This window comes from Arthrobacter sp. AOP36-F1-5 (genome assembly GCF_058137995.1).
Genome location: NZ_CM176892.1, coordinates 2,124,055 through 2,144,428, shown reverse-complemented (window position 1 = coordinate 2,144,428; position 20,374 = coordinate 2,124,055). Strand labels below are relative to the sequence as shown.

General features: G+C 63.6%; 21 protein-coding genes. 17 read left to right on the top strand and 4 right to left on the bottom strand.

The genetic code is table 11. The annotated features are described in order from the left end of the window. Positions 1–105: 105 nt before the first annotated feature. From AC3ZI9_RS09805 to AC3ZI9_RS09760, 10 genes are all read left to right on the top strand, one after another. The gene (locus tag AC3ZI9_RS09805; RefSeq protein WP_143413295.1) at positions 106–588 is read left to right on the top strand and encodes a hypothetical protein; all 483 of its coding nucleotides are present in this window, start codon (positions 106–108) and stop codon (positions 586–588) included. A gap of 327 nt (positions 589–915) precedes the next feature. Then, positions 916–1,722 (top strand): F0F1 ATP synthase subunit A, encoded by an 807-nt coding sequence (gene atpB / locus AC3ZI9_RS09800; RefSeq protein ID WP_096223596.1) that lies wholly within the window; start codon positions 916–918, stop codon positions 1,720–1,722. Positions 1,723–1,791: 69 nt separating this feature from the next. Beyond that, positions 1,792–2,010, top strand: coding sequence for an ATP synthase F0 subunit C (gene atpE / locus AC3ZI9_RS09795; protein ID WP_086998932.1), 219 nt, complete (start codon positions 1,792–1,794; stop codon positions 2,008–2,010). A 55-nt stretch (positions 2,011–2,065) separates the two neighbouring features. Continuing rightward, positions 2,066–2,617, top strand: a complete 552-nt coding sequence (locus AC3ZI9_RS09790) for a F0F1 ATP synthase subunit B (protein ID WP_086998937.1) — start codon at positions 2,066–2,068, stop codon at positions 2,615–2,617. Next, positions 2,617–3,432 carry a F0F1 ATP synthase subunit delta gene (locus AC3ZI9_RS09785; RefSeq protein ID WP_443347376.1) on the top strand — a complete coding sequence of 272 codons (816 nt, stop codon included), beginning with the start codon at positions 2,617–2,619 and terminating at the stop codon, positions 3,430–3,432. Before AC3ZI9_RS09790 ends, AC3ZI9_RS09785 begins: the two co-directional genes overlap by 1 nt. A gap of 112 nt (positions 3,433–3,544) precedes the next feature. Then, positions 3,545–5,179, top strand: coding sequence for a F0F1 ATP synthase subunit alpha (gene atpA / locus AC3ZI9_RS09780; RefSeq protein ID WP_086998943.1), 1,635 nt, complete (start codon positions 3,545–3,547; stop codon positions 5,177–5,179). Positions 5,180–5,249: 70 nt separating this feature from the next. Beyond that, positions 5,250–6,140, top strand: a complete 891-nt coding sequence (locus AC3ZI9_RS09775; protein WP_443347374.1) for a F0F1 ATP synthase subunit gamma — start codon at positions 5,250–5,252, stop codon at positions 6,138–6,140. A 57-nt stretch (positions 6,141–6,197) separates the two neighbouring features. After that, entirely contained in the window at positions 6,198–7,658 is a 1,461-nt protein-coding gene (gene atpD, locus AC3ZI9_RS09770) for a F0F1 ATP synthase subunit beta (RefSeq protein WP_441379725.1), read from the top strand. Positions 7,659–7,660: 2 nt separating this feature from the next. Then, positions 7,661–7,945 carry a F0F1 ATP synthase subunit epsilon gene (locus AC3ZI9_RS09765; RefSeq protein ID WP_086998327.1) on the top strand — a complete coding sequence of 95 codons (285 nt, stop codon included), beginning with the start codon at positions 7,661–7,663 and terminating at the stop codon, positions 7,943–7,945. A gap of 7 nt (positions 7,946–7,952) precedes the next feature. After that, entirely contained in the window at positions 7,953–8,384 is a 432-nt protein-coding gene (locus AC3ZI9_RS09760) for a DUF2550 domain-containing protein (protein ID WP_086998330.1), read from the top strand. Positions 8,385–8,488: 104 nt separating this feature from the next. On the opposite strand, the gene AC3ZI9_RS09755 is transcribed toward AC3ZI9_RS09760, so the two are convergent. The 3 genes from AC3ZI9_RS09755 to nucS all read right to left on the bottom strand — a co-directional run bounded on the left by AC3ZI9_RS09755 (position 8,489) and on the right by nucS (position 10,910). Continuing rightward, positions 8,489–8,692: a cold-shock protein gene (locus AC3ZI9_RS09755; protein ID WP_086998333.1), complete on the bottom strand. Its 204-nt coding sequence runs from the start codon at positions 8,690–8,692 to the stop codon at positions 8,489–8,491. A 207-nt stretch (positions 8,693–8,899) separates the two neighbouring features. Further along, on the bottom strand, positions 8,900–10,135 hold the full coding sequence (locus AC3ZI9_RS09750) for an N-acetylglucosamine-6-phosphate deacetylase (RefSeq protein WP_489923557.1): 1,236 nt from the start codon (positions 10,133–10,135) through the stop codon (positions 8,900–8,902). A 79-nt stretch (positions 10,136–10,214) separates the two neighbouring features. Continuing rightward, a complete protein-coding gene (nucS, locus tag AC3ZI9_RS09745; RefSeq protein WP_443347371.1) occupies positions 10,215–10,910 on the bottom strand; it encodes an endonuclease NucS in 696 nt (231 codons plus the stop codon). A gap of 73 nt (positions 10,911–10,983) precedes the next feature. On the opposite strand from nucS, the gene AC3ZI9_RS09740 reads away from it, so the two are divergent. Next, entirely contained in the window at positions 10,984–11,328 is a 345-nt protein-coding gene (locus AC3ZI9_RS09740) for an Rv1322 family protein (RefSeq protein WP_245806661.1), read from the top strand. Between the two features lie 62 nt (positions 11,329–11,390). Here the strand turns inward: AC3ZI9_RS09740 and AC3ZI9_RS09735 are convergent, their stop codons facing one another. Next, complete coding sequence (locus AC3ZI9_RS09735; protein WP_443347493.1) at positions 11,391–12,674, bottom strand: AI-2E family transporter; 1,284 nt, start codon at positions 12,672–12,674, stop codon at positions 11,391–11,393. A gap of 199 nt (positions 12,675–12,873) precedes the next feature. Here AC3ZI9_RS09735 and AC3ZI9_RS09730 point away from each other — a divergent pair, with 199 nt between their 5' ends. The 6 genes from AC3ZI9_RS09730 (at position 12,874) to AC3ZI9_RS09705 (ending at position 20,331) form a co-directional block, all read left to right on the top strand. Beyond that, the gene (locus AC3ZI9_RS09730) at positions 12,874–14,565 is read left to right on the top strand and encodes a hypothetical protein (RefSeq protein WP_096223591.1); all 1,692 of its coding nucleotides are present in this window, start codon (positions 12,874–12,876) and stop codon (positions 14,563–14,565) included. Between the two features lie 60 nt (positions 14,566–14,625). Further along, the gene (locus tag AC3ZI9_RS09725) at positions 14,626–15,582 is read left to right on the top strand and encodes a tetratricopeptide repeat protein (protein WP_443347369.1); all 957 of its coding nucleotides are present in this window, start codon (positions 14,626–14,628) and stop codon (positions 15,580–15,582) included. A gap of 104 nt (positions 15,583–15,686) precedes the next feature. Beyond that, positions 15,687–16,466 (top strand): ABC transporter ATP-binding protein, encoded by a 780-nt coding sequence (locus AC3ZI9_RS09720; protein ID WP_443347368.1) that lies wholly within the window; start codon positions 15,687–15,689, stop codon positions 16,464–16,466. After that, the gene (locus AC3ZI9_RS09715) at positions 16,448–18,022 is read left to right on the top strand and encodes a transporter (protein ID WP_443347366.1); all 1,575 of its coding nucleotides are present in this window, start codon (positions 16,448–16,450) and stop codon (positions 18,020–18,022) included. The genes AC3ZI9_RS09720 and AC3ZI9_RS09715 overlap by 19 nt, the downstream gene beginning before the upstream one ends. A gap of 28 nt (positions 18,023–18,050) precedes the next feature. After that, entirely contained in the window at positions 18,051–18,362 is a 312-nt protein-coding gene (locus tag AC3ZI9_RS09710) for a DUF3039 domain-containing protein (RefSeq protein ID WP_086998353.1), read from the top strand. A gap of 217 nt (positions 18,363–18,579) precedes the next feature. Further along, the gene (locus AC3ZI9_RS09705) at positions 18,580–20,331 is read left to right on the top strand and encodes a DEAD/DEAH box helicase (RefSeq protein WP_443347491.1); all 1,752 of its coding nucleotides are present in this window, start codon (positions 18,580–18,582) and stop codon (positions 20,329–20,331) included. The last annotated feature ends 43 nt before the right edge of the window (positions 20,332–20,374 follow it).

Below are 20,374 nucleotides of genomic sequence, written 5' to 3'. Positions count from 1 at the left end.
GAATCGGACGAGGTTTCCAGCGGAAACACAATAAGTAGAACTGCTGCCACACCTCCTTGACGATTCAGTTTGTTGTGTCGGGGAGGCGTCAAAGATGGGATGTACATGCCTCAGGCGACTGGCTCAGGCGGCGCAAGCGTCGTCAAGGAGTCGGGGGAGACCGCGTCTCCCTGGCTGGCGATCCTGCGGACTTGTTCTGTCGTCACCGGCATCGCCGCCGTCCTCCTGGCCTTGGTGGCTTGGATCATCGGCGGGCCGGCAGCGGCGGGTAGTGCCCTGGGATCGGTGGTCGTGGTCATCATCTTCTTCGGCATCAGCCTGGCCATTGGACATCTGGTGGGCCGGCGGAATCCCTCTGCCGCCTTCGGGGCGTTCATGATCGGGTACGTGGTGAAGGTCGTTCTGCTGGGAGGTCTGGCCTTCGGTCTGGGCCTACCGGCGTGGACGGACGGAACCTGGCTGCTGGTCGGGGTCGTCTCGGCCGTGGTCATCTGGCAGGTAGTGGAGTTGCATGCCTTCTCCAAGCTGCGCCTGCAGCTGTACAACGACCCGATTCCCACCACCGACGCCGGAACGGGTGGGGCCTGATGTCCCAACCGAAAGGCGACAGCCCCCACGGCGGAGGGATCTCACCCTTCCGTGAGAACGTCAACTACATCGTTGGCGGGATCATCGCGTGGGGTTTGATAGGGTGGTTGTTGGACTTCTTGTTGCATGCCCGCTGGATCTGGTTGGTAGGTGCCCTTCTTGGAGCCGCCGCCGGATATTACCTGGCAGTCCTCCACCGAAAAGATCGTGCTTCCGGGCCGATTTCTGGTGCGGACGAGTAAGAACCAAAAAACTTCATCCGTTGGGAAACCTGAACGGCCTTCCAACGATTTTGCCCAATGACGGACACAGCAGAGAGGAACCGCGTTGATCGCGCTTGCGCTTCCGGCGGCCCCCGCAGAAGGTGGGTTCAAAGCCCCCGGCCTAGAGGACATGCACCTTCCCGAAATCATCCCGTGGGGAGCCGATTACGGCAGTGGCTTCGGCAAGCAGATGTTGCTGGTCATCCTGTCCGTCGTTCTCATTTCCTGGTTCTTCATGGCCACCTCGCGCCGTGGCAAGATTGTTCCGGGCAAATTCCAGTTCCTCGGCGAGATTTCGTACAACTTCGTCCGTAACTCGGTCGGCAAGGACATCATCGGGGAAAAGGACTTCAAGCCCTACGTCCCGCTGCTGATGAGCTTGTTCTTCTTCATTCTGATAAACAACCTCTTCGGGGTCGTCCCGATTTTCCAGCTGCCCACCACCTCGCATGTGGGCACCGCCTATGCACTGGCCGGCATCGTCTACGTGTACTGGATCTACCTCGGCTTCAAGAAGCACGGGATTGCCTACCTAAAGCTGTCAGTGGTCCCCTCGGGAGTCCCGAAGGCGATCCTGCCGCTGATCATCGTCATCGAGATCATCTCCAACTTCTTCGTCCGCCCGCTCACGCACAGTCTCCGTCTGTTTGCCACCATGCTCTCCGGACACCTCATCGTGATGCTCGCCGCAGCCGGTACGTCCTTCATGCTCGTGGAGGGAGGCGCCTTCCTCAAGGGCCTAGGCGTGCTGACTTTCGCTGGCGGCGTGGCCATGGGCCTCTTCGAAGTCCTCATCATGGCCCTCCAGGCCTACGTCTTCGTCCTGCTGACAGCCATCTACATCCAAGGCGCGTTGGTCGAAGAACACTAAGAACCATTCCCCTCCGGGGGAACACCCTGTATCCAACACCCTGCCAACCGGCATTCTGAAAGGAACCAAATGGACATCTACGGCAGCCTCAACGCCATCGGCTACGGCCTCTCCGCAATCGGCGGTGCCATCGGCGTGGGCCTCGTCTTCGCCGCCTACATCAACGGCGTCGCACGTCAGCCCGAGGCACAGCGCGTGCTGCAGCCGATCGCCTTCCTCGGCCTGGCGCTGACTGAAGCCCTTGCCATCCTGGGCCTCGTCTTCGCCTTCATCTGGGGCCGCGTCTAAACTTCGGCTCCGTATTCGGAACCGAAGGTTAGAGTCTAAGAAAGACGGGTGAAACATGATCTACGCAGCAATTAGCGCGGCTGAGGGGAAAGTCAACCCCCTCGTCCCCAACGTGTGGGAAATCGCACTGACGCTGGTGACGTTCCTCGTTCTGCTGTACATCGTCAACAAGTTTGCCGTTCCGGCATTCGAGAAGACGTACAAGGAACGCTCAACAGCCATCGAGGGCGGGATCGCTAAGGCAGAAGCCGCACAGGCAGAAGCCAACGCAGCCCTCGAAGAGTACCGGCAGCAGCTGCTGGACGCCCGCACGGAAGCCAATCGCATTCGCGAGGAAGCCCGTGCGGAGGGGTCCAAGATCTTGGCCGACCTGAAGGAGAAGGCGGCGGCAGAGTCCGCACGCATCACCGATCAGGCGCAGGTCCAGATTGAAGCTGAACGCCAGGCAGCCGTCGTCTCCCTCCGTGGAGAAGTCGGAACGCTGGCAACCCAGCTGGCCAGCCGCATCGTGGGCGAGGCCCTCGACGACGATGCACGCTCGGCCCGCGTGGTTGACCGCTTCCTGAGCGACCTCGAAAACGAGCAGAGCGCAGGTGCATCGAACTAATGGCAGGTGTATCGAGCCACTCCCTGGCAGCGGCCCAGTCCGACCTTGAGGCGAAACTGCCGACGGTCGGGCTGCCGCTCGCCGAGGATCTCTTCGGCGTGTTGCGCATCATGGATTCCAATGCCGGCTTGCGCCGTGCCTTGACCGATCCAGCGCGCAGCACCGAGGAAAAGACCGCACTGACGTCCCGGCTACTGCGGGGCAAGGTCTCCGCGGAGGCCGAATCCATCGTGGTCGGCCTCGCCGGTTCCCGGTGGGGCTCGGCACGTGACATCGGAGATGCACTCGAAACGCTGGCCGCCACGGTGGCCATCAGCGTGGCTGAGCGCCAAGCAGAGGGACCAGCCGGTCTCGAAGCCCTCGAAGAAGACCTTTTCGGCTTCATCAGGGTTGTGGGGTCCAGTCATGATCTGCAGCGTGCGCTCGATGACCCGCAGGCCTCGGACGATGCCAAGCGCAAACTTGCGTTCCGGGTATCCCCGCAGGCCGGCGAGGTCGCACGAGTCCTGATCGCCCAGGCTGTTCAGTCCCCTCGGGGTCTGAAGCCGGCGAATCTCGTGGAGAAGTTCGTGGAGTTGGTGGCCAAGCGCCAGCAGCGGTGGATTGCGCATGTCAGCGCCACCCGTCCGTTGACTGACGAACAGTTCAACCGACTGCAGGCAGGGCTCAACAAGCTCTACGGACGCGATCTGAAGATCAACGCCGCAGTGGATCCATCACTAGTTGGAGGTATCCGGGTAGTCGTCGGTGACGAGGTTGTTGACGCAACCGCAGCCACCCGGCTCGCGGAACTCCGTCGTCGGTTGGCCAGCTAGCCCTCCCCCTGCGGGAGGGTGGCTGTCCACCGACACCACAGACTGAAACAAACCCCGGTTTCCACCAGCACGACAGGTCGGAAACCACAATCTAGGAGAGCAGGGACTGCAGATGGCCGAATTGACCATCAACGCCGATGACGTCCGCAACGCCTTGACAGACTTCGCCGCGTCCTATGACCCGGGCAGCGCGGAGCGCGTCGAGGTCGGTCGCGTGACCACGGCTAGTGACGGCATCGCAAAGGTGGAGGGTCTTCCCTCCGTAATGGCCAACGAGCTTCTTCGTTTCGAAGACGGCACGCTGGGCCTGGCACAGAACCTCGACACCCGTGATATCGGCGTCGTCGTCCTGGGTGACTTCGCAGGCATTGAAGAAGGCCAGGAAGTCCACCGCACCGGTGAGATTCTCTCCGTGCCCGTGGGCGATAACTTCTTGGGTCGCGTCGTCGACCCGTTGGGCCAGCCCATCGACGACCTGGGTGACATTGTCCCCGAGGGCCGCCGCCCGCTGGAGCTCCAGGCTCCCGGCGTGACGCAGCGCCAGTCGGTTGGCGAGCCGATGCAGACGGGCATGAAGGCCATCGACGCCATGATTCCCGTCGGCCGTGGCCAGCGTCAGCTGATCATCGGTGACCGCCAGACGGGCAAGACCGCCCTGGCCGTCGACACGATCATTAACCAGAAGGACAACTGGGCTTCCGGGGACGTCACGAAGCAGGTGCGTTGCATCTACGTGGCCATCGGCCAGAAGGCTTCCACCATTGCCGCTGTCCGCCAGTCCCTCGAAGAGCACGGCGCCATGGAGTACACCACCATCGTGGCCTCCCCGGCGTCGGACCCTGCAGGCTTCAAGTACTTGGCACCGTACGCCGGCTCGGCCATCGGCCAGCACTGGATGTACGGCGGCAAGCACGTTCTGGTGGTCTTCGACGACCTGTCCAAGCAGGCCGAAGCCTACCGCGCCGTGTCCCTGCTGCTGCGTCGTCCGCCGGGACGCGAGGCCTACCCGGGCGATGTGTTCTACCTGCACTCCCGCCTGCTGGAACGTTGTGCCAAGCTCTCCGACGAGCTCGGTGCCGGCTCGATGACCGGTCTGCCGATCATCGAAACCAAGGCGAACGACGTGTCGGCCTACATCCCGACCAACGTCATCTCCATCACCGACGGGCAGATCTTCCTGCAGTCGGACCTCTTCAACGCCAACCAGCGTCCGGCAGTCGACGTGGGCATCTCGGTGTCCCGTGTCGGTGGTTCGGCGCAGACGAAGGCCATGAAGAAGGTTTCGGGCACGCTGAAGCTGGAACTGGCACAGTACCGGGATATGCAGGCATTCGCCATGTTCGCCTCGGACCTGGACGCCGCGACCAAGCAACAGCTGACCCGTGGTGCTCGCCTGATGGAACTACTCAAGCAGGGCCAGTACGCCCCGTACCCGGTCGCCGAGCAGGTTGCTTCGGTCTGGGCCGGAACGAACGGCCACCTGGACGCCGTCCCCGTTGAGGACGTCCGCCGCTTCGAGAAGGAATTCCTCGAGTACCTGCGCAACCGCACCGACGTGTTGACCACCATCACCCAGACGGGCAAGTTGGAAGAGTCCACCTTCGAGGCGCTGAACACCGGCATCGAGGACTTCAAGCAGGGCTTCTTCGGCCAGGGTGAGCAGTTGGTTGGCCCCGGGCACGAGGAGCACGACGCCCTTGGCGAAGAGAACGTCGACCAGGAAAAGATCGTCAAGCAGAAACGCTGACGTTCTCCGTGAGGTGGTGCCGCAGCCCGCGGGCTGCAGCACCACCACCACGGACTAGGAAAGGATAAACATGGGAGCCCAGATTCGGGTCTACCGCCAGAAGATTGCCTCGACCTCGTCGATGGGCAAGATCTTCAAGGCGATGGAACTGATCGCCACTTCCCGCATCGGCAAGGCACGCAGCCGTGTTTCGGCTTCAATGCCCTACGCCCGTGCGATCACCCGTGCCGTTTCTGCCGTCGCGTCCCAGTCCGAGGTCGAACACCCGCTGACCACTGAGCCGGAGCAGGTCCGCCGCTCGGCCGTGTTGGTGATGACCTCCGATCGCGGCTTGGCCGGTGCCTATTCGGTCAGTGCGATCAAGCAGGCAGAATCGTTGATCGAGCTGCTGCATGGCGAAGGTAAGGAAATCAGCACCTACGTCGTCGGCCGCAAGGCCCAGGCCTACTTCGACTTCCGCAACCGTGAATACACACGGGTGTGGACCGGGGATACCGACGCTCCGAAGTTCGAAACCGCCCAGGAGATCGGCGAGGCGCTGTTGGAGGCCTTCAATACGCCGTACGAGGAAGGCGGTGTGGAGGAAATCCACGTCGTTTTCACGCAGTTCAAGTCCATGGTCCTCCAGGAGCCGACGGTCATCCGTCTACTGCCCTTGGAAGTCGTGGAGGAAGAAGTGCGACAGGAGAGCGATCTGCTGCCGCTGTACGAGTACGAGCCGGAACCGGAACAGGTTCTGGACGCACTCCTGCCGCGCTACATCGAATCCCGCATCTTTGCAGCCATGCTGCAGGCGGCCGCATCGGAACTGGCAGCACGCCAGCGCGCGATGAAGGCAGCCGGGGACAACGCCAACGAGTTGATCAAGAAGTACACGCGACTTCGGAACAACGCCCGTCAGGCCGAGATCACCCAGGAACTGTCGGAAATCGTGGCAGGCGCCGACGCGCTCAGCGCGTAGCAGCCGGCCGATCACCATTTACCCCCACGCTCTAGAGATACAAGCGAAGTGAGAGAGATGACTGCCCAACTAAACGAGCAGGGAACCGCCGCCGCAGCCCCGGGTGCAACCGGGCGCATCGCGCGCGTCACTGGCCCGGTCGTCGACGTCGAATTCCCGGCCGATGCCCTTCCCTCCCTGTACAACGCCCTGACCGCAGATATCACGCTTAACGGCGAGACCCACACGGTCACCTTCGAAACCAGCCAGTACCTTGGCGACGACCTGGTCCGCGCGATTTCGCTGCAGGCCACCGACGGACTCGTCCGCGGTGCCGTCGTCCAGGACACCGGCTCCTCGATTTCCGTGCCTGTCGGCGACGTCGTCAAGGGACACATCTTCAACGTGCTCGGCGAACCGCTCGACGTTCCGGCGTCCGAGCTGGAGATCACCGAACGCTGGCCCATCCACCGCGGGGCCCCGGCCTTCGCGACCCTGGAAGCCTCCACGGAGATCCTCGAAACCGGTATCAAGTCCATTGACTTGCTCACCCCCTACATCCAGGGCGGCAAGATCGGCCTGTTCGGTGGTGCCGGTGTCGGCAAGACCGTGCTGATCCAGGAAATGATCACCCGTGTGGCCCGGAACTTCGGTGGTACCTCGGTCTTCGCCGGTGTCGGCGAGCGAACCCGTGAGGGCAACGATCTCTGGGTTGAAATGGAGGAATCGGGGGTCCTGAAGGACACCGCCCTGGTCTTCGGCCAGATGGATGAGCCGCCGGGAACGCGTCTGCGCGTGGCCCTGTCGGCTCTGACCATGGCGGAGTACTTCCGCGATGTGCAGAACCAGGACGTGCTGCTGTTCATCGATAACATCTACCGCTTCACGCAGGCAGGTTCCGAGGTGTCGACCCTGTTGGGCCGCATGCCCTCGGCCGTGGGCTACCAGCCCAACCTGGCAGATGAGATGGGTACCCTCCAGGAGCGCATCACCTCCACGAAGGGCCACTCCATCACCTCGATGCAGGCCATCTACGTCCCCGCGGATGACTACACCGACCCGGCGCCTGCCACGACCTTCGCGCACTTGGATGCGACCACGGAACTCTCCCGTGAAATCGCCTCCCGTGGCCTGTACCCGGCCATCGACCCACTGACGTCGACCTCGCGCATCCTGGATCCCCAGTACGTGGGCCAGGAGCACTACGACACCGCAGTTCGGGTCAAGTCGATCCTGCAGAAGAACAAGGAACTCCAGGACATCATCGCGATCCTGGGTGTCGACGAACTCTCCGAAGAAGACAAGATTGTCGTCTCGCGGGCCCGTCGTATCCAGCAGTTCCTGTCGCAGAACACCTACACCGCCAAGCAGTTCACCGGCGTTGACGGCTCGACCGTGTCGATCAAGGACACCATCGAGGGCTTCAAGGCCATCTGCGACGGCGATCTGGACCACATTGCCGAACAGGCGTTCTTCAACATCGGCGGTCTGGACGACGTCGAGCGCCAGTGGGCCGAGATCCAGGGCAAGAGCAAGTAGCCATGGCCGAACTCGAAGTCGAAATCGTTGCCGCGGACCACTTCGTGTGGTCCGGGGCAGCGTCCCTGGTCAAGGCACGCACCAGCGATGGCGAGATCGGCGTCATGCCCGGGCATAGCCCGGTCCTGGCGGTTCTCGCGGCAGGCGAGCTGGCCATCGTGCCCTCAAATGGTGAGCGGTTCACGGTCCAGGCCGACGGCGGTTTCTTCTCGGTCGACAAGGACCGGGTTGTTATCGTGGCTGACAATGCGCAGCTCGACGATACCGCCACGGTAGGAAACCGATAGTCCGCCCTTGAAAGACATCGGCATTCCCGTCATCATTCTGGCTGTTGCCTTGCTGTTGTTCTTGATGATGTTGGGTGCCATGGGATTGCGTCGCCATCAGTTGCGGCGTGCCTTGGGCACCTTCGACGCCTCCATCTCCACGTCTTCAGGGAAGTGGATGATGGGGGTTTGTCGTTATACGGGGACCGATCTGGAATTCCTACGGTTGTTCTCGGTCACACCGGTGCCCCTGTACCGGTATGCCAGGACATCACTGGAACTCATCGGGTGGCGGGAATCCGAAGGCGAGGAACGAATCCGTATCCAGCCGGGGGCAGTCGTTGTTGACCTGACCGCGGAAGGCGTACCGATCCTTTTGGCCATGGACTATGGCTCCTATACGGGCCTCCGCAGCTGGATCGAAGCCGGCCCGGTGGCCGGTGTCGGCACCTGGCGCTGATCCTGCGCACACCCCGGAACGAAGAATGGCGCGCATCCCGTGAAAAACGGGGTGCGCGCCATTCTTCTTTCGACTGGCTGACCGGCCGGTGGCCGGGAGGCCCTCTAGATTCCTGTGACTCCCGTGGCCTGGGGGCCCTTGGCACCCTGACCGATCTCGAACTCGACCCGCTGGTTTTCCTCCAGCGTGCGGAAGCCGTTGCTCTGGATTTCCGAGTAGTGGACGAACACATCGCCGTCAGCTTCATCCGGCGTGATGAAGCCGAAGCCCTTCTCAGCGTTGAACCACTTCACGGTGCCCTGCGCCATGTATATCTCCTCATTGATGTGAAACTAACCGCACACGGCGTCTTGCCGCGTCCGGACGGTACCGAAGTGAGAAGACGCCGACGGGGCCGGCGGTGCTTCACACCCGCAACCTGCTTTGCGGGCATGTACATGACCAACACAAAGACTGAGTTGATCATCACACATCAATGTGAGGTATTCAACGGCAAAAGACCATGTGGCGGGGGATCACCCGCGATTCGGAGCCAGTTCGACCCCATCGCGGTAGACCTTCAGGAGCCGGAAATGGCGATCCACGATGACGGCGTCGGCGCTGAAGCCGATGCCCAGGGCGCCGACCTCATCGGTGAGACCCACCAATTCGGCGGGGACAGAGGTCGCTGAAAGCACCGCCTGCTCGAGGGGCACACCGCCTTCGACGACGCTGCGGACCACATCCAACATGGTGGCGGTGCCACCGGCGAGGGAGTTTCCTTCGGCCAACCGGGCGGCGCCATCGGAGACCACGACGTCCTGCGGGCCCAGGGTGTACTGCCCGTCGGGCAGGCCGGTAGCGGCCATGGAATCGGTGACCAGCACGATGGCTTCGGGGCCCAGCAGCACGAACATCGCCCGGACGATCGCCGGGTCCAGATGCACGCCATCGGCGATCAGCTCGACGACGGCCTTGCCAGCGGCAGCAGCCTCGAGGCAGGCGGCTACCGGGCCGGGGGAGCGGTGGTGCATCGGGGGCATCCCGTTGAACAGGTGGGTCACGGTGGCGCGTTCGGTATAGCCATCGAAGCCGGCCGAGGAGAGTTCCTCGACGGCCACGTCGAGGGATGCGGTGACCGTGGCCGCGTCGGCGTTGGTATGCCCGAGTGAAGGAAGGACTCCGTGGGAAACGAGCTGCTCCACCAAGGCGTCGGAGCCGGCGAGCTCTGGAGCGTAGGTCATGGTGCGCAGCTGGCCCCTCGCGGCGGCGACCAGTTCGTCGACGAAGGCAGGGTCGGGAGCAGAGAGTAGTGAGGGGTCCTGGGCTCCACAGCGGACCGTGGAGAGGAACGGGCCCTCGGCGTGGATTCCGGCGATGACCTCGCGTTCGGCGAAATCGGCCAGCACTGTTGCGGCGGAGAGCATATCGGCCCGGGTGGCGGTCACCAAGGAGGCGAGCAACGTCGTCGTCCCGGAGGCATGCAGAAAGTTGATGGAGCGCGCTGCGGCTTCGGCGTCACCGCTGGGGAAGTCTCCGCCCGCGGCCCCGTGGCAATGGACATCGACCAATCCGGGCAGGATCGTCGCACCGGAGGGCAACTGCACATCGGGATGGGAGGAGGCGTCTGGCCAGTCGGCGAATTCCTCGGCGGTGCCGACAAAGACGATGCGGTCGCCTTCGAAGGCGATCACGGCGTCGTCCAGGATGCTACCTCCGGTGACGGCACGGCCGCGCAGTGACAGCCGGGTGGGTTCTTCGGTTGAAGTCATGCCCCCAGCATAGTTTCTGCCCGGCGGGCGACCTAGATGGGGGCCGCGGGTGAAGCTGGACTCCGCTGGAGTCGGGGACTCAGAACAGCCGGGAAGCGCTGTCATCGACCCCACGCATGGCGTCGTAATCCAGGGTCAGGCATTCGATTCCGCGGTCCGTGGCCAGGGTGCGTGCCTGGGGTTTGATCTGCTGTGCCGCGAAGATCCCGCGTACCGGTGCCAGCAGCGGATCCCGGTTCATCAGTTCCAGATAACGGGTGAGCTGTTCGACGCCATCGATATCGCCACGGCGTTTGAGCTCGATCGCCACGGTCGAGCCCTCGGCATCACGGGCGAGGATATCCACCGGCCCGATCGCTGTCATGTATTCGCGACGTACGAGCTTGAATCCCTCGCCCACGGTATGGATCTGTTCGGCCAGCAGCCGCTGCAGGTCGGCTTCGACGCCATCCTTGATCAGGCCGGGATCGGTACCGAGCTCATGGCTGGAATCGTGCAGGACCTCGTGGATCCTGATCACCAGGTGGTCGTCGACCTTGGAGTGTTGGACACGCCAGGTCTCCACGACGCCCTCGGCTGCGGCATCCTCGTCGGCCGGGGCGATATGCATGGTCGCCGGTGGGCTCATCCAGTTCAACGGCTTATAGGAGCCGCCGTCCGAGTGGATGAGGACGGAGCCGTCGGCCTTGACCATGAGCAGGCGGGTCGCCAACGGCAGATGGGCACGCAGACGGCCCAGGTAATCGACTGAGCAACGAGCTATCACTAAACGCACATCCAGCACTCTACCGTCCGATCCGGTAGCTGGCATTCCCGGAGGAGCGATAGAAAGCGATACGATCACGAACATGCCCCGTTCCAACCGCTCGCGCCGTCCCCAGCGTCAGGCCCGCCCCAATAAATGGGCGCACGCCGATCAGCGTCGGGACGGGGAGAACGAGGGCTTCAAGGGCCCGGGCCTGTCGATTCCGTCGTTGCAGAGCGCACCGGATGGCCAATGGCATGTGCGGCGTATTTCGGCCGCCCGGGCCGGTAAGAACTACACCTGCCCGGGGTGCCATCGCACGATTGATCCGGGGATTGAGCATATTGTCGCCTGGCGGGCGGACCATTGGAGCGGCGAGGAGGCTTCGGCAGCTTCGCGGCGCCACTGGCACCTGAAATGCTGGAGCGGCCGCAGCTTCCGCTACTAAAGGAGGCCCCTCATTCGGAGGCGATTCGGCAGGGCGTGCGGAGAAGCGGGGCGTGCGGGGGACTAGCGCCGTTCCTGCCGGGCCATGAAGACCTCGCGGATCAGTAGTATCGCGGAAGCCGCCAGCGGGATGGCCATCAGGGCGCCGACGATGCCCATCAGCGTCCCCCCGGCGATGACGGCGATGACGGCGACGGCACCGGGAACCGCGACGGTGCGTTGCATGACCCGGGGTGAGATGAAGTAGGCCTCGAACTGCAGGTAGCCGAAGTAGAAGATGGCATAGACCACCGCCGTCTCCCAGCCCACCGTCAGGGCGATCAGTGACACCAGGATCCCGGCAATGACGGCCCCGACCAGGGGGATGAAGGCCAGGACGACGACGACCAGCGCCAGGAGCAGCGAATAGGGGACGCCGACGATCGACATGATGATGAAGGCGTAGAGGGCGTTGAGCAAGGCAACAATGGCCTGACCCATCACGTAGTTACCGACGCTGTTGGAGATCTGCTCGGAGAGCAGTTCCACGCGTTCGCGTTTGGAGCGCGGGGCCAACCGATAGAACCAGGACTTGAGCCCGGGCAGTGCCGCCAGGATATAGATGGCCAGTACCAGCACGATCAGCGTACCGAACAGTCCCTGGGCGACGACGCTGCCCACCCCGATGACCCCGCCGAAGACCCCTCCCAGGGCATCGGTGTTCTGGAAGAACTTATCGACTTCTTCGGTGATCCGTTCGCGGACCTGGAACTGTTCATCGACGGTGGTGAAGAAATCGGAGTTCAGGAAGCTGTCGACGATATCCGGGGCCTTCTCGACGAAGGCGGTGGTCTGCTTGACGATCGTGGGGATGAGGATGCCCACCGCTCCACCGAAAATGACGGCCAGCAACAGCATGGCCGCGAGCACGCCTACCGGGCGGGGGACCCGGTGGCGTTCCAGATACCTGACAATCGGATCCAAGCCCAGAGCGATGAACAGTGCGATCGCGATCCAGACCAGCAACGAGCCGACGTTGGTCAGGATGAAGTAGAGCAGCAGCGCCAATCCGACGCCGACACTGAACATGAAGCCGGTGAAGACCGGATGGCGGACCCCCGCGACGCCGATCGCGGGTTCAGGGTCGTCGCCGTGATCCGATGGAGGGCGGTTCGAATCCGCAGTGGTGATCTTCAGGAAGCGCAGGAAACGGGTCAGGAACGACGGCGGACGTGTTTCGGCGGCAGCGGTCCCCGAGCCGGGGGGCTGCGGGGAAGCGATGCTCTCCGCGCGCGGACCATCCGGTACACCGTCGTCGGTGCCGGGGGTGGATTCGCCGTCTTCCGGGGTGGCGTTGCTCTCCTTCATCACGAGCTTGAGCCTACCTTCCGGCCGCCATTCAGCGGGTGTTTCCCCTCCGGGGGACCAACACCTCACGTGCTCCGGAACACAAGGGGGAACCGCTGGGGTAACCGATTCGTTATCATTGCAGTGTGGTCAGGGTGCAACTGTGCCCGATCACAACCGAGGCCGATCATCGACCCCCATTTTTGTTAGGTGTAATTACGTGCGAATCTTCATTGCTGCGATCTCCATATTATTGGGCGCCCTGGCCCTGGTGGTGGGGATCGGGCAGCGGACCTTCTGGGCACCGCCCGAGACCGTGACGGCGACTGTGCAGACCGAACTGAAGGATGCTCCGCTGACCGTGGTCGAGCCCGGTGTCGCGGAAATCGAGGACCGTCCAGTTGATGTCACGATCGAAGCCGACGGTGAGTTCACCGCGGCACTGGGGCGTAGTTCCGACGTCGACGCCTGGGTCGGCAAGGCAGCCCATAACACCATTTCGGGGATCGATAGTGAAGCCATGTCCCTGACGGCCGAGCATTCCAAGGGAGAGGCCAAGGTCCCGAACCCTAAGAACTCGGACCTCTGGGTCGCTTCCGAATCCGCTGATTCGCATATGGTCCACCGCTGGACCGAGCCGGATGAGGGCGATTGGTCGCTCTTGCTGGCCGCTGACGGGACGAAGGCCGCTCCCACCGAAATCACCGTTTCTTGGGAGAACGACGCCACCGCACCGTTCTCGATCCCGCTGATCATCGTCGGTTCCCTGCTGGTGCTCTTCGGCCTGGCCACCGTTCTGGTCGGACGCCGTGGGCGAGGACAAGGCCCGGAGGGCTCAGGCTCCACCGGCGGCGGTTCGACGGCCCCGACCGCAGGCTCGGGAACCGGCTCATCGACGCTCCAGCGCACGGCTACGGTCGTTGCTGCGGCAGCATTGGTCCTGGTTCCCGCGGGGCCGGCTTCCGCTGCCACCAACAGTGCCTCGGACTCTCCTTCCGAATCCAGTGTGGCGCAGGACCAGGAAGGCGCGGGGTCCTACGCCGTGCTGCAGGAAGATCAGCTTGACCGTATTCTGGAATCCATCTCGGATACCGTCTCCAGCGGGGATAAGGCACGCGATGCCAAGAAGCTGACGGCCCGTGTCGGCGGGGATGCCCTGTCGTTGCGCAAAACCAATTATTCCCAGCGAAGCGACGGATTGAAGATCCCCGCACCGGGCACCGTGGCTGCGGCGCCGATCCGTTCGGCAGCGGTGACCACCACGACCAAGTGGCCGCGTACCGCGATGATCGTGACGCAGGCCAAGGACGCGAAGATCCCGCGGGTTCTGGTGCTCAAGCAGGATGATCCCCGCGCGAACTACAAACTCATCAATGAGGTCTCCATGCTCCCCGGTTCGGAGTTCCCGGGGTTGGCCGTGGGCGATACCTCGGTGCGTACCTTGGGCGTCAAGGACGGATCGCTCATGTCGCCTCCGGCGACGGCTGCCAAGGATCTCGCGACCTTCCTGGGTGATGCGAAGTCCAAGAAGAAGAGCCAGTTCGCGGAGAGCGCCTTCATCACGGCCACCCAGAAGGGACAGGCCAAGGAGATCAAGGAAAATAAGAACGCCAAGATCAAGTACGAACATGCTGTCGACGCGAAGTCCCTCGAGGTGCTATCCACTCCCAACGGCGGCGCGCTGGTCAGCGGTCAATTGACGAGCACCATGACGGCCACCCCGAAGGAAGAGGGAGGCACCGTGAAATTGGATGACGCCAGCGCCAAGCTCGCCGACGCCAAGACCACCAAAAAGGGTGTGGTGACCACGTCCGCCGAGCCCGTGGTCTTCTATATTCCCGGGAAGGACAGCAAGGACAAGATCCGCCTCATTGCGGGGGAGTCGGCCTTGGTGTCTTCCAAGGTGAAGTAGTCCTCGTGGTCCACGGCTGCCCATTGGGCACCCGAACGAGGCAGACCATAAGGTAGGGGCATGAGCAATACCGAACCAGCAGCAGCTTCCAGCCGCGGCGCCGTTGATCTCTCGGGACTCGGCGCCCAGAACCCGCAGGACGCCCAGGTACCGGGCGCCGAGCACGCCCCGGCAGCGCCGGGCGGGCCGCCACCGCCCGCCGCAGAGGGGGCGACGTGGGCCGCCTCGGTGAACCAGCAGGAATTCACCCAACTGGTCCAAGTCTCCAACACGGCGCCCGTTGTCGTCTCGCTGGGCACCGGTGCTTCCCCGGCCTCGGCGAAGTTGGACGCGACACTGCGCGACCTCATCGACGGCTATGCCGGCCGACTGGTCCTGGCGTTGGTGGACACCGACCGGGAACCGGCAATTGCGCAAGCCTTCAGGGTCCAGCAGGTCCCTGCCGTGGTGGCCTTGCTCAATGGCCAGCCCGTTCCGCTGTTCCAAGGCGACGCGGCCCCCGAGCAGATTGCTTCACTGCTGCAAGAACTCCTCCAACTCGGGGTCCAGCACGGCGTCACCGGGACGGTGCCGCCCTTCGGTGCGCCCCAGGCGGAGCAGCCGGTTCCGCCCCTGCACCAAGAGGCGATGGACGCCATCGACGCCGGAGACTATGCCGGGGCCATTGCCGCCTACCGTAAGGCATTGGCCGAGAAACCCAACGACGACGATGCCCAGACCGGACTGCAGCATGTCGAGCTACTCCAGCGCACAGCCTTCTCCGACCTCGATTCGGCCCGCAAAGCAGCAGCTGACAACCCCGAAGGCATCGACGAACAGCTAGCCGTTGCCGATCTGGATGTCCTGGGAGGCCATGTCGAAGATGCTTTCGCCCGGCTCGTTTCCTTGGTGGGGCGCACAGCAGGGGAAGACCGTGAGCGAGTCCGTGCCCGGCTGGTTTCGCTGTATGCAGTGGTCGGAGCCCAGGACGAGCGTGTCGTGAAGTCACGACAAAAGCTGGCGCGCGTCCTGTTCTAGCAATGGCCTCCCGCGGCTCGGCGGGATCTACCCCTGAAGGCTGACGGGGTGATTCAGCCATGAGGATGATGCCCGCGGCAGGGGCCCACTGTTAGGTTCGGAGCATGAACTCCGAACTCAACCCGTCGACGGCCCCCGCCATCAGCCTGCGTGGCCTGGGCAAGCGTTACGGCCAGAAGATCGCCGTCAACGGGATCAGTCTGGATGTGCCCTCAGGCTCCTTCTATGGACTCGTCGGCCCCAACGGCGCCGGGAAGACGACCGCGCTCTCCATGGCCACCGGGATGCTGCGCCCCGATGCCGGACAGGCATGGGTCCATGGGGTGGACGTCTGGAAGGAGACGCGCCGTGCCAAATCACTGCTCGGTGTTCTGGCGGACGGGGTTCGGCTCTTTGACCGGCTCAGTGGACGCCAGCTGGTGACCTATGCCGGTCTGCTGCGCGGTATGGATGCCGCCACCGTGGACGAACGAACCGATGACCTGTTGCGGGTCCTGGACCTGTCCGACGCCGGCGGGAAACTTGTCGTGGACTACTCGGCGGGCATGACCAAAAAGATTGCCCTCGCCACCGCCCTGATTCATTCACCGCGAGTGCTGGTCCTGGATGAACCCTTCGAAGCCGTCGATCCGGTATCGGCGGCGAATATTCGGGACATCCTCGCCGACTATGTGGGCCACGGAGGAACAGTTGTGGTTTCCAGCCATGTGATGGACCTGGTCCAGCGCATGTGCTCCCATGTCGCGATCATTTCCGACGGCAACCTGCTCGCCGCCGGAACCGTGGACGAGGTCCGCGGTGAGGGAAGCCTCGAGGACACCTTCGTGAAAATGGTCGGTGGCCGCGCCGAAGGAGGAGGGCTCTCGTGGTTGCACACCTCCTGAAGCTGAAGCTGGCGCTGCTGCGCAACGGTTTCAAACGCAGCCCGTGGCAGCTCGTGGGCGTCATCATCGGGGGGATCTACGGCCTCGGGCTGGCGGTGCTGCTCTGCGTGGGGATGTTCGCCCTGGGCGACCAACCCGCCGAATTGATCACCACCGTCGTCGTGCTGGCCGTCTCGCTGATCACCCTGGGCTGGGCAATCATCCCGGTACTGCTCTCGGGAGTGGATCTGACGCTGGATCCCTCACGGTTCTCGGTCTACCCCATCCCACCGCGGCAACTGGTGATCGGCCTGCTGCTGAGCGGTTTCATCGGTGTCCCAGGCCTGGTGATGCTGCTGCTCTTCGCCGGTCAGGGACTGGCCTGGCGGGCCAATGCAGGACTGGCGCTGGTCGGCATCCTCTGCGGCATCCTGGCGGCGCTCAATGCCTTGGCCGTCTCCCGGCTGGCCGTCACCGCAGCCACGGCGCTGACGTCGAACCGGCGGTTCCGTGAACTGGGGATGATCCTGCTGTTCGTGCCGCTGATCATGCTCGGGCCCATCCTCCAGACGGCGACAGAAGGGCTCGAAGCGGGCCTGGGCTGGCTGCCCGATATCTCGGCGGTACTGGCCTGGACGCCGCTGGGCGCCTTCGCCGCCGTCCCGGGGGACGTGGCCATCGGGGCCTGGGGTCTGGCGGCCGCCAGGCTGGTGCTTTCGCTGGCCTATCTGGTGGCGATCATCTGGGCGTGGAAGACGGTGCTCGCCCGGGCCCTGGAAACCCCGCCCCAGCAGTCGGGCGGGAGCCGCGCCGTTTCCGGCCTGGGCGTCGCCTTCCGGTTGTTCCCGGCCACCCCATGGGGTGCGGTGGCCTCACGGTGCCTGACCTACTGGATGAAGGACCCCCGCTACGCGATGAGCATCATCTTCGTTCCGCTGGTCCCGTTACTGATCTGGTTCTGGTCCTCACAGGGTGGCAATTACACGGCCATGCTGTACTTGGCCCCCATCATCGCCGTGCTGCTGGCCTTCAGCATCTCGGCGGATATCTCCTATGACAACACCGCGTTCTCGCTGCACGTGCTCACCGGACTGCGCGGATTCGACGATCGGCTGGGACGGGTGGCCGCCTCGGCGGTCTTCGCCGTGCCGATCGTTCTGCTGGCCGCGATCCTGCCGGCGGCGTTGCTGGGGGAAACGGCACTGCTGCCTGCCATCCTCGGGCTCTCGCTCGGGGCCCTGGGAACCGGCTGGGCGGTCTCGAGCATCGCCTCGGCCCGCTACACCTATGCGGTCCCGCTGCCCGGGGACAACCCGATGAAGACGCCCCCGGGTACCGGGGCCCGCATGGCCGTCACTCAGCTGGCGACGTTCGGGTCCACGATCGTCCTGATGCTGCCCGAAATCATTCTGCATATCGTCTTCCTGGTCACCGGGCAGGAGCTCTACGCCTGGCTCGTGCTGATCGCCGGCGTCGTTCTCGGGGCCCTGATGCTGGTGGCGGGACTGCGGATCGGCGGACGCTGGTTCGATTCCAGGACCCCGGAACTGATGCAGGCCACCGTACTGAACTGTTAGGGACGTGGGGAGTTGGTAGACTGGGGGCATGACGATGCCTGCAGATCCGTTTGAAAACGACCCCAACGACCCTGGCCAGGGCGGCGGCACCGCGACCATTGAGCGTGAAGAGCTGCGCGAACACATCGAGCCTGGTGATAGTGAGCGTTTTGCTCACTATGTGCGTAAGGAAAAGATCATGGAGTCGGCGTTGACCGGCGAACCAGTGATCGCTTTGTGTGGCAAGGTCTGGGTTCCGGGACGGGACCCGAATAAATTTCCTGTCTGCCCGGAGTGCAAGGAAGTCTACGAAGGCATCCGTTCCCCGAAGGATGGCGGCGGCAAGGACGACAAGAAATAGGCCTCCGCTGCTAGAGGGCCGCTTCTGCTCCAGGGCAGAGGGCGGCGGGGCAAGGTGACGTACCGATCAGGTGTCATCCCGTGTCGGTGGAACGGGCCGTGCGCCGACCGCCATAAGATTGTTTTTTCTTTCCGGCCGTTCGCGGCCGATTTTTCCTGCCACCGAGCATTTGAGGAGGTTGGCTGTGGGCGATGCCCTGTTCAGTCTGGGCGAGTCCATGCCACCGGCATATCCGGAACGCGCGGCGTGGGGAACGGCCACGAAGCTACGTCAGTGGCAGGCCGAAGCACTGGAGAAGTACTTCGAAAGCAAACGCAAGGACTTCCTCGCCGTGGCGACCCCCGGGGCCGGCAAGACGACCTTTGCCCTTCGTGTTGCCGCGATGCTGGTCGAGGCCGGAACCATCAACCGGATCACCGTCGTCGCCCCGACCGAGCACCTCAAGAGCCAGTGGGCCGATGCCGCAGCACGAATCGGCTTGGCGCTGGACCCGAACTTCAAGAACGCCGACGGGCGCCACGGGGCCGATTTCATCGGCGTGGCCGTCACGTACGCCCAGGTGGCCAGCAAGCCGTTGCTGCACCGGGCCAAGACCGAAGCCGCCCGCACCTTGGTCATCCTCGATGAGATCCACCACGGCGGTGACGCACTGAGTTGGGGCGACGGTATTCGTGAAGCCTTCGAACCGGCGACCCGTCGCCTGGCCCTGACCGGCACTCCCTTCCGCTCCGATACGGCGGCCATCCCCTTCGTGGAATACATCGAGGACGCCGAGGGCATCCGTCGTTCCAAGGCCGACTACACCTACGGCTATGGCGACGCGTTGAAGGACCACGTCGTGCGACCCGTTATTTTCATGGCCTATTCCGGCCAGATGCGCTGGCGCACTTCGGCGGGGGAGGAAATGGAAGCCCAACTCGGGGAGGGCTTCACCAAGGACATCACTGCCCACGCGTGGCGGACGGCATTGAACCCCGACGGCGAATGGATTCCTTCGGTCCTCGCTGCCGCGGACCGCCGGTTGACCGAAGTGAGGCATACCGTTCCCGATGCAGGCGGCCTCGTCATTGCCACGGACCATGCCGACGCCAAGGCCTATGCTGCCCAACTGAAGAAGATCACCGGAGAGAAGGTCACCACGATCCTCTCCGACGATGCGAAGGCGTCCTCCAAGATCGAGGCCTTCACCGAAAGCAACGACCGCTGGATGGTGGCGGTGCGGATGGTCTCCGAGGGGGTTGACGTTCCACGCTTGGCCGTCGGCGTCTACGCCACCTCGACCTCGACGCCGCTGTTCTTCGCCCAGGCCGTTGGACGTTATGTGCGTTCACGTAAACGCGGTGAAGTCGCCTCGATGTTCCTGCCGTCCGTGCCGATCCTGATGGCGTTGGCGAACCAAATGGAACTCGAGCGGGACCATGCACTCGATCGGCCCGAAAAGCATGTGGACGACCCGGATTTCATCCCCGAGGAAGATCTCATGGACGAGGCCAACCGCGAGGAGAAGGCCTCCGATGAACTGAATAAGCAGAAGTTCGAGGCCCTGGACTCCCGCGCATCCTTTGACCGGGTCCTCTACGACGGCGGTGAATTCGGAACAGGGGCCATGCTCGGTTCCGAAGATGAACAGGACTTCCTGGGCATCCCCGGTTTGCTCGACGCCGATCAGGTGGGGGCATTGTTGCGTCAACGCCAGCAGGAACAAGTCACCCGCCGTGGTCGCAATAACGGGGCGCCCGCCGCCCCGGCTGAGGAACAGTCAGTCACCGACCACCGCCGACTCACCGAACTACGCAGCCAACTCTCCAAGAACGTCTCCGCGTGGGCCGCCCGCACCGGGACGCCACACGGGGTAGTGCATAACAAACTGCGCGAAGTGTGTGGCGGACCAGCTGTCGCCCAAGCCAATGCTGATCAGCTCAACCGGCGCCTGGATAAGCTGCAGGGCTGGTTCGTCGGCAAGCGCTGAGACTCGCCAGGGTTTCACGGACACGACGGTCAGGAGAACAGCA

Coding starts and splice junctions, on each gene's coding strand:
- AC3ZI9_RS09720 (WP_443347368.1), top strand. CDS start 15,687: ATGAACTCCGAACTCAACCCGTCGACGGCCCCCGCCATCAGCCTGCGT.
- AC3ZI9_RS09805 (WP_143413295.1), top strand. CDS start 106: ATGCCTCAGGCGACTGGCTCAGGCGGCGCAAGCGTCGTCAAGGAGTCG.
- AC3ZI9_RS09725 (WP_443347369.1), top strand. CDS start 14,626: ATGAGCAATACCGAACCAGCAGCAGCTTCCAGCCGCGGCGCCGTTGAT.
- atpA (WP_086998943.1), top strand. CDS start 3,545: ATGGCCGAATTGACCATCAACGCCGATGACGTCCGCAACGCCTTGACA.
- atpE (WP_086998932.1), top strand. CDS start 1,792: ATGGACATCTACGGCAGCCTCAACGCCATCGGCTACGGCCTCTCCGCA.
- AC3ZI9_RS09775 (WP_443347374.1), top strand. CDS start 5,250: ATGGGAGCCCAGATTCGGGTCTACCGCCAGAAGATTGCCTCGACCTCG.
- AC3ZI9_RS09740 (WP_245806661.1), top strand. CDS start 10,984: ATGCCCCGTTCCAACCGCTCGCGCCGTCCCCAGCGTCAGGCCCGCCCC.
- AC3ZI9_RS09790 (WP_086998937.1), top strand. CDS start 2,066: ATGATCTACGCAGCAATTAGCGCGGCTGAGGGGAAAGTCAACCCCCTC.
- AC3ZI9_RS09710 (WP_086998353.1), top strand. CDS start 18,051: ATGACGATGCCTGCAGATCCGTTTGAAAACGACCCCAACGACCCTGGC.
- AC3ZI9_RS09765 (WP_086998327.1), top strand. CDS start 7,661: ATGGCCGAACTCGAAGTCGAAATCGTTGCCGCGGACCACTTCGTGTGG.
- AC3ZI9_RS09750 (WP_489923557.1), bottom strand. CDS start 10,135: ATGACTTCAACCGAAGAACCCACCCGGCTGTCACTGCGCGGCCGTGCC.
- AC3ZI9_RS09785 (WP_443347376.1), top strand. CDS start 2,617: ATGGCAGGTGTATCGAGCCACTCCCTGGCAGCGGCCCAGTCCGACCTT.
- atpD (WP_441379725.1), top strand. CDS start 6,198: ATGACTGCCCAACTAAACGAGCAGGGAACCGCCGCCGCAGCCCCGGGT.
- AC3ZI9_RS09755 (WP_086998333.1), bottom strand. CDS start 8,692: ATGGCGCAGGGCACCGTGAAGTGGTTCAACGCTGAGAAGGGCTTCGGC.
- AC3ZI9_RS09735 (WP_443347493.1), bottom strand. CDS start 12,674: ATGAAGGAGAGCAACGCCACCCCGGAAGACGGCGAATCCACCCCCGGC.
- AC3ZI9_RS09705 (WP_443347491.1), top strand. CDS start 18,580: ATGCCACCGGCATATCCGGAACGCGCGGCGTGGGGAACGGCCACGAAG.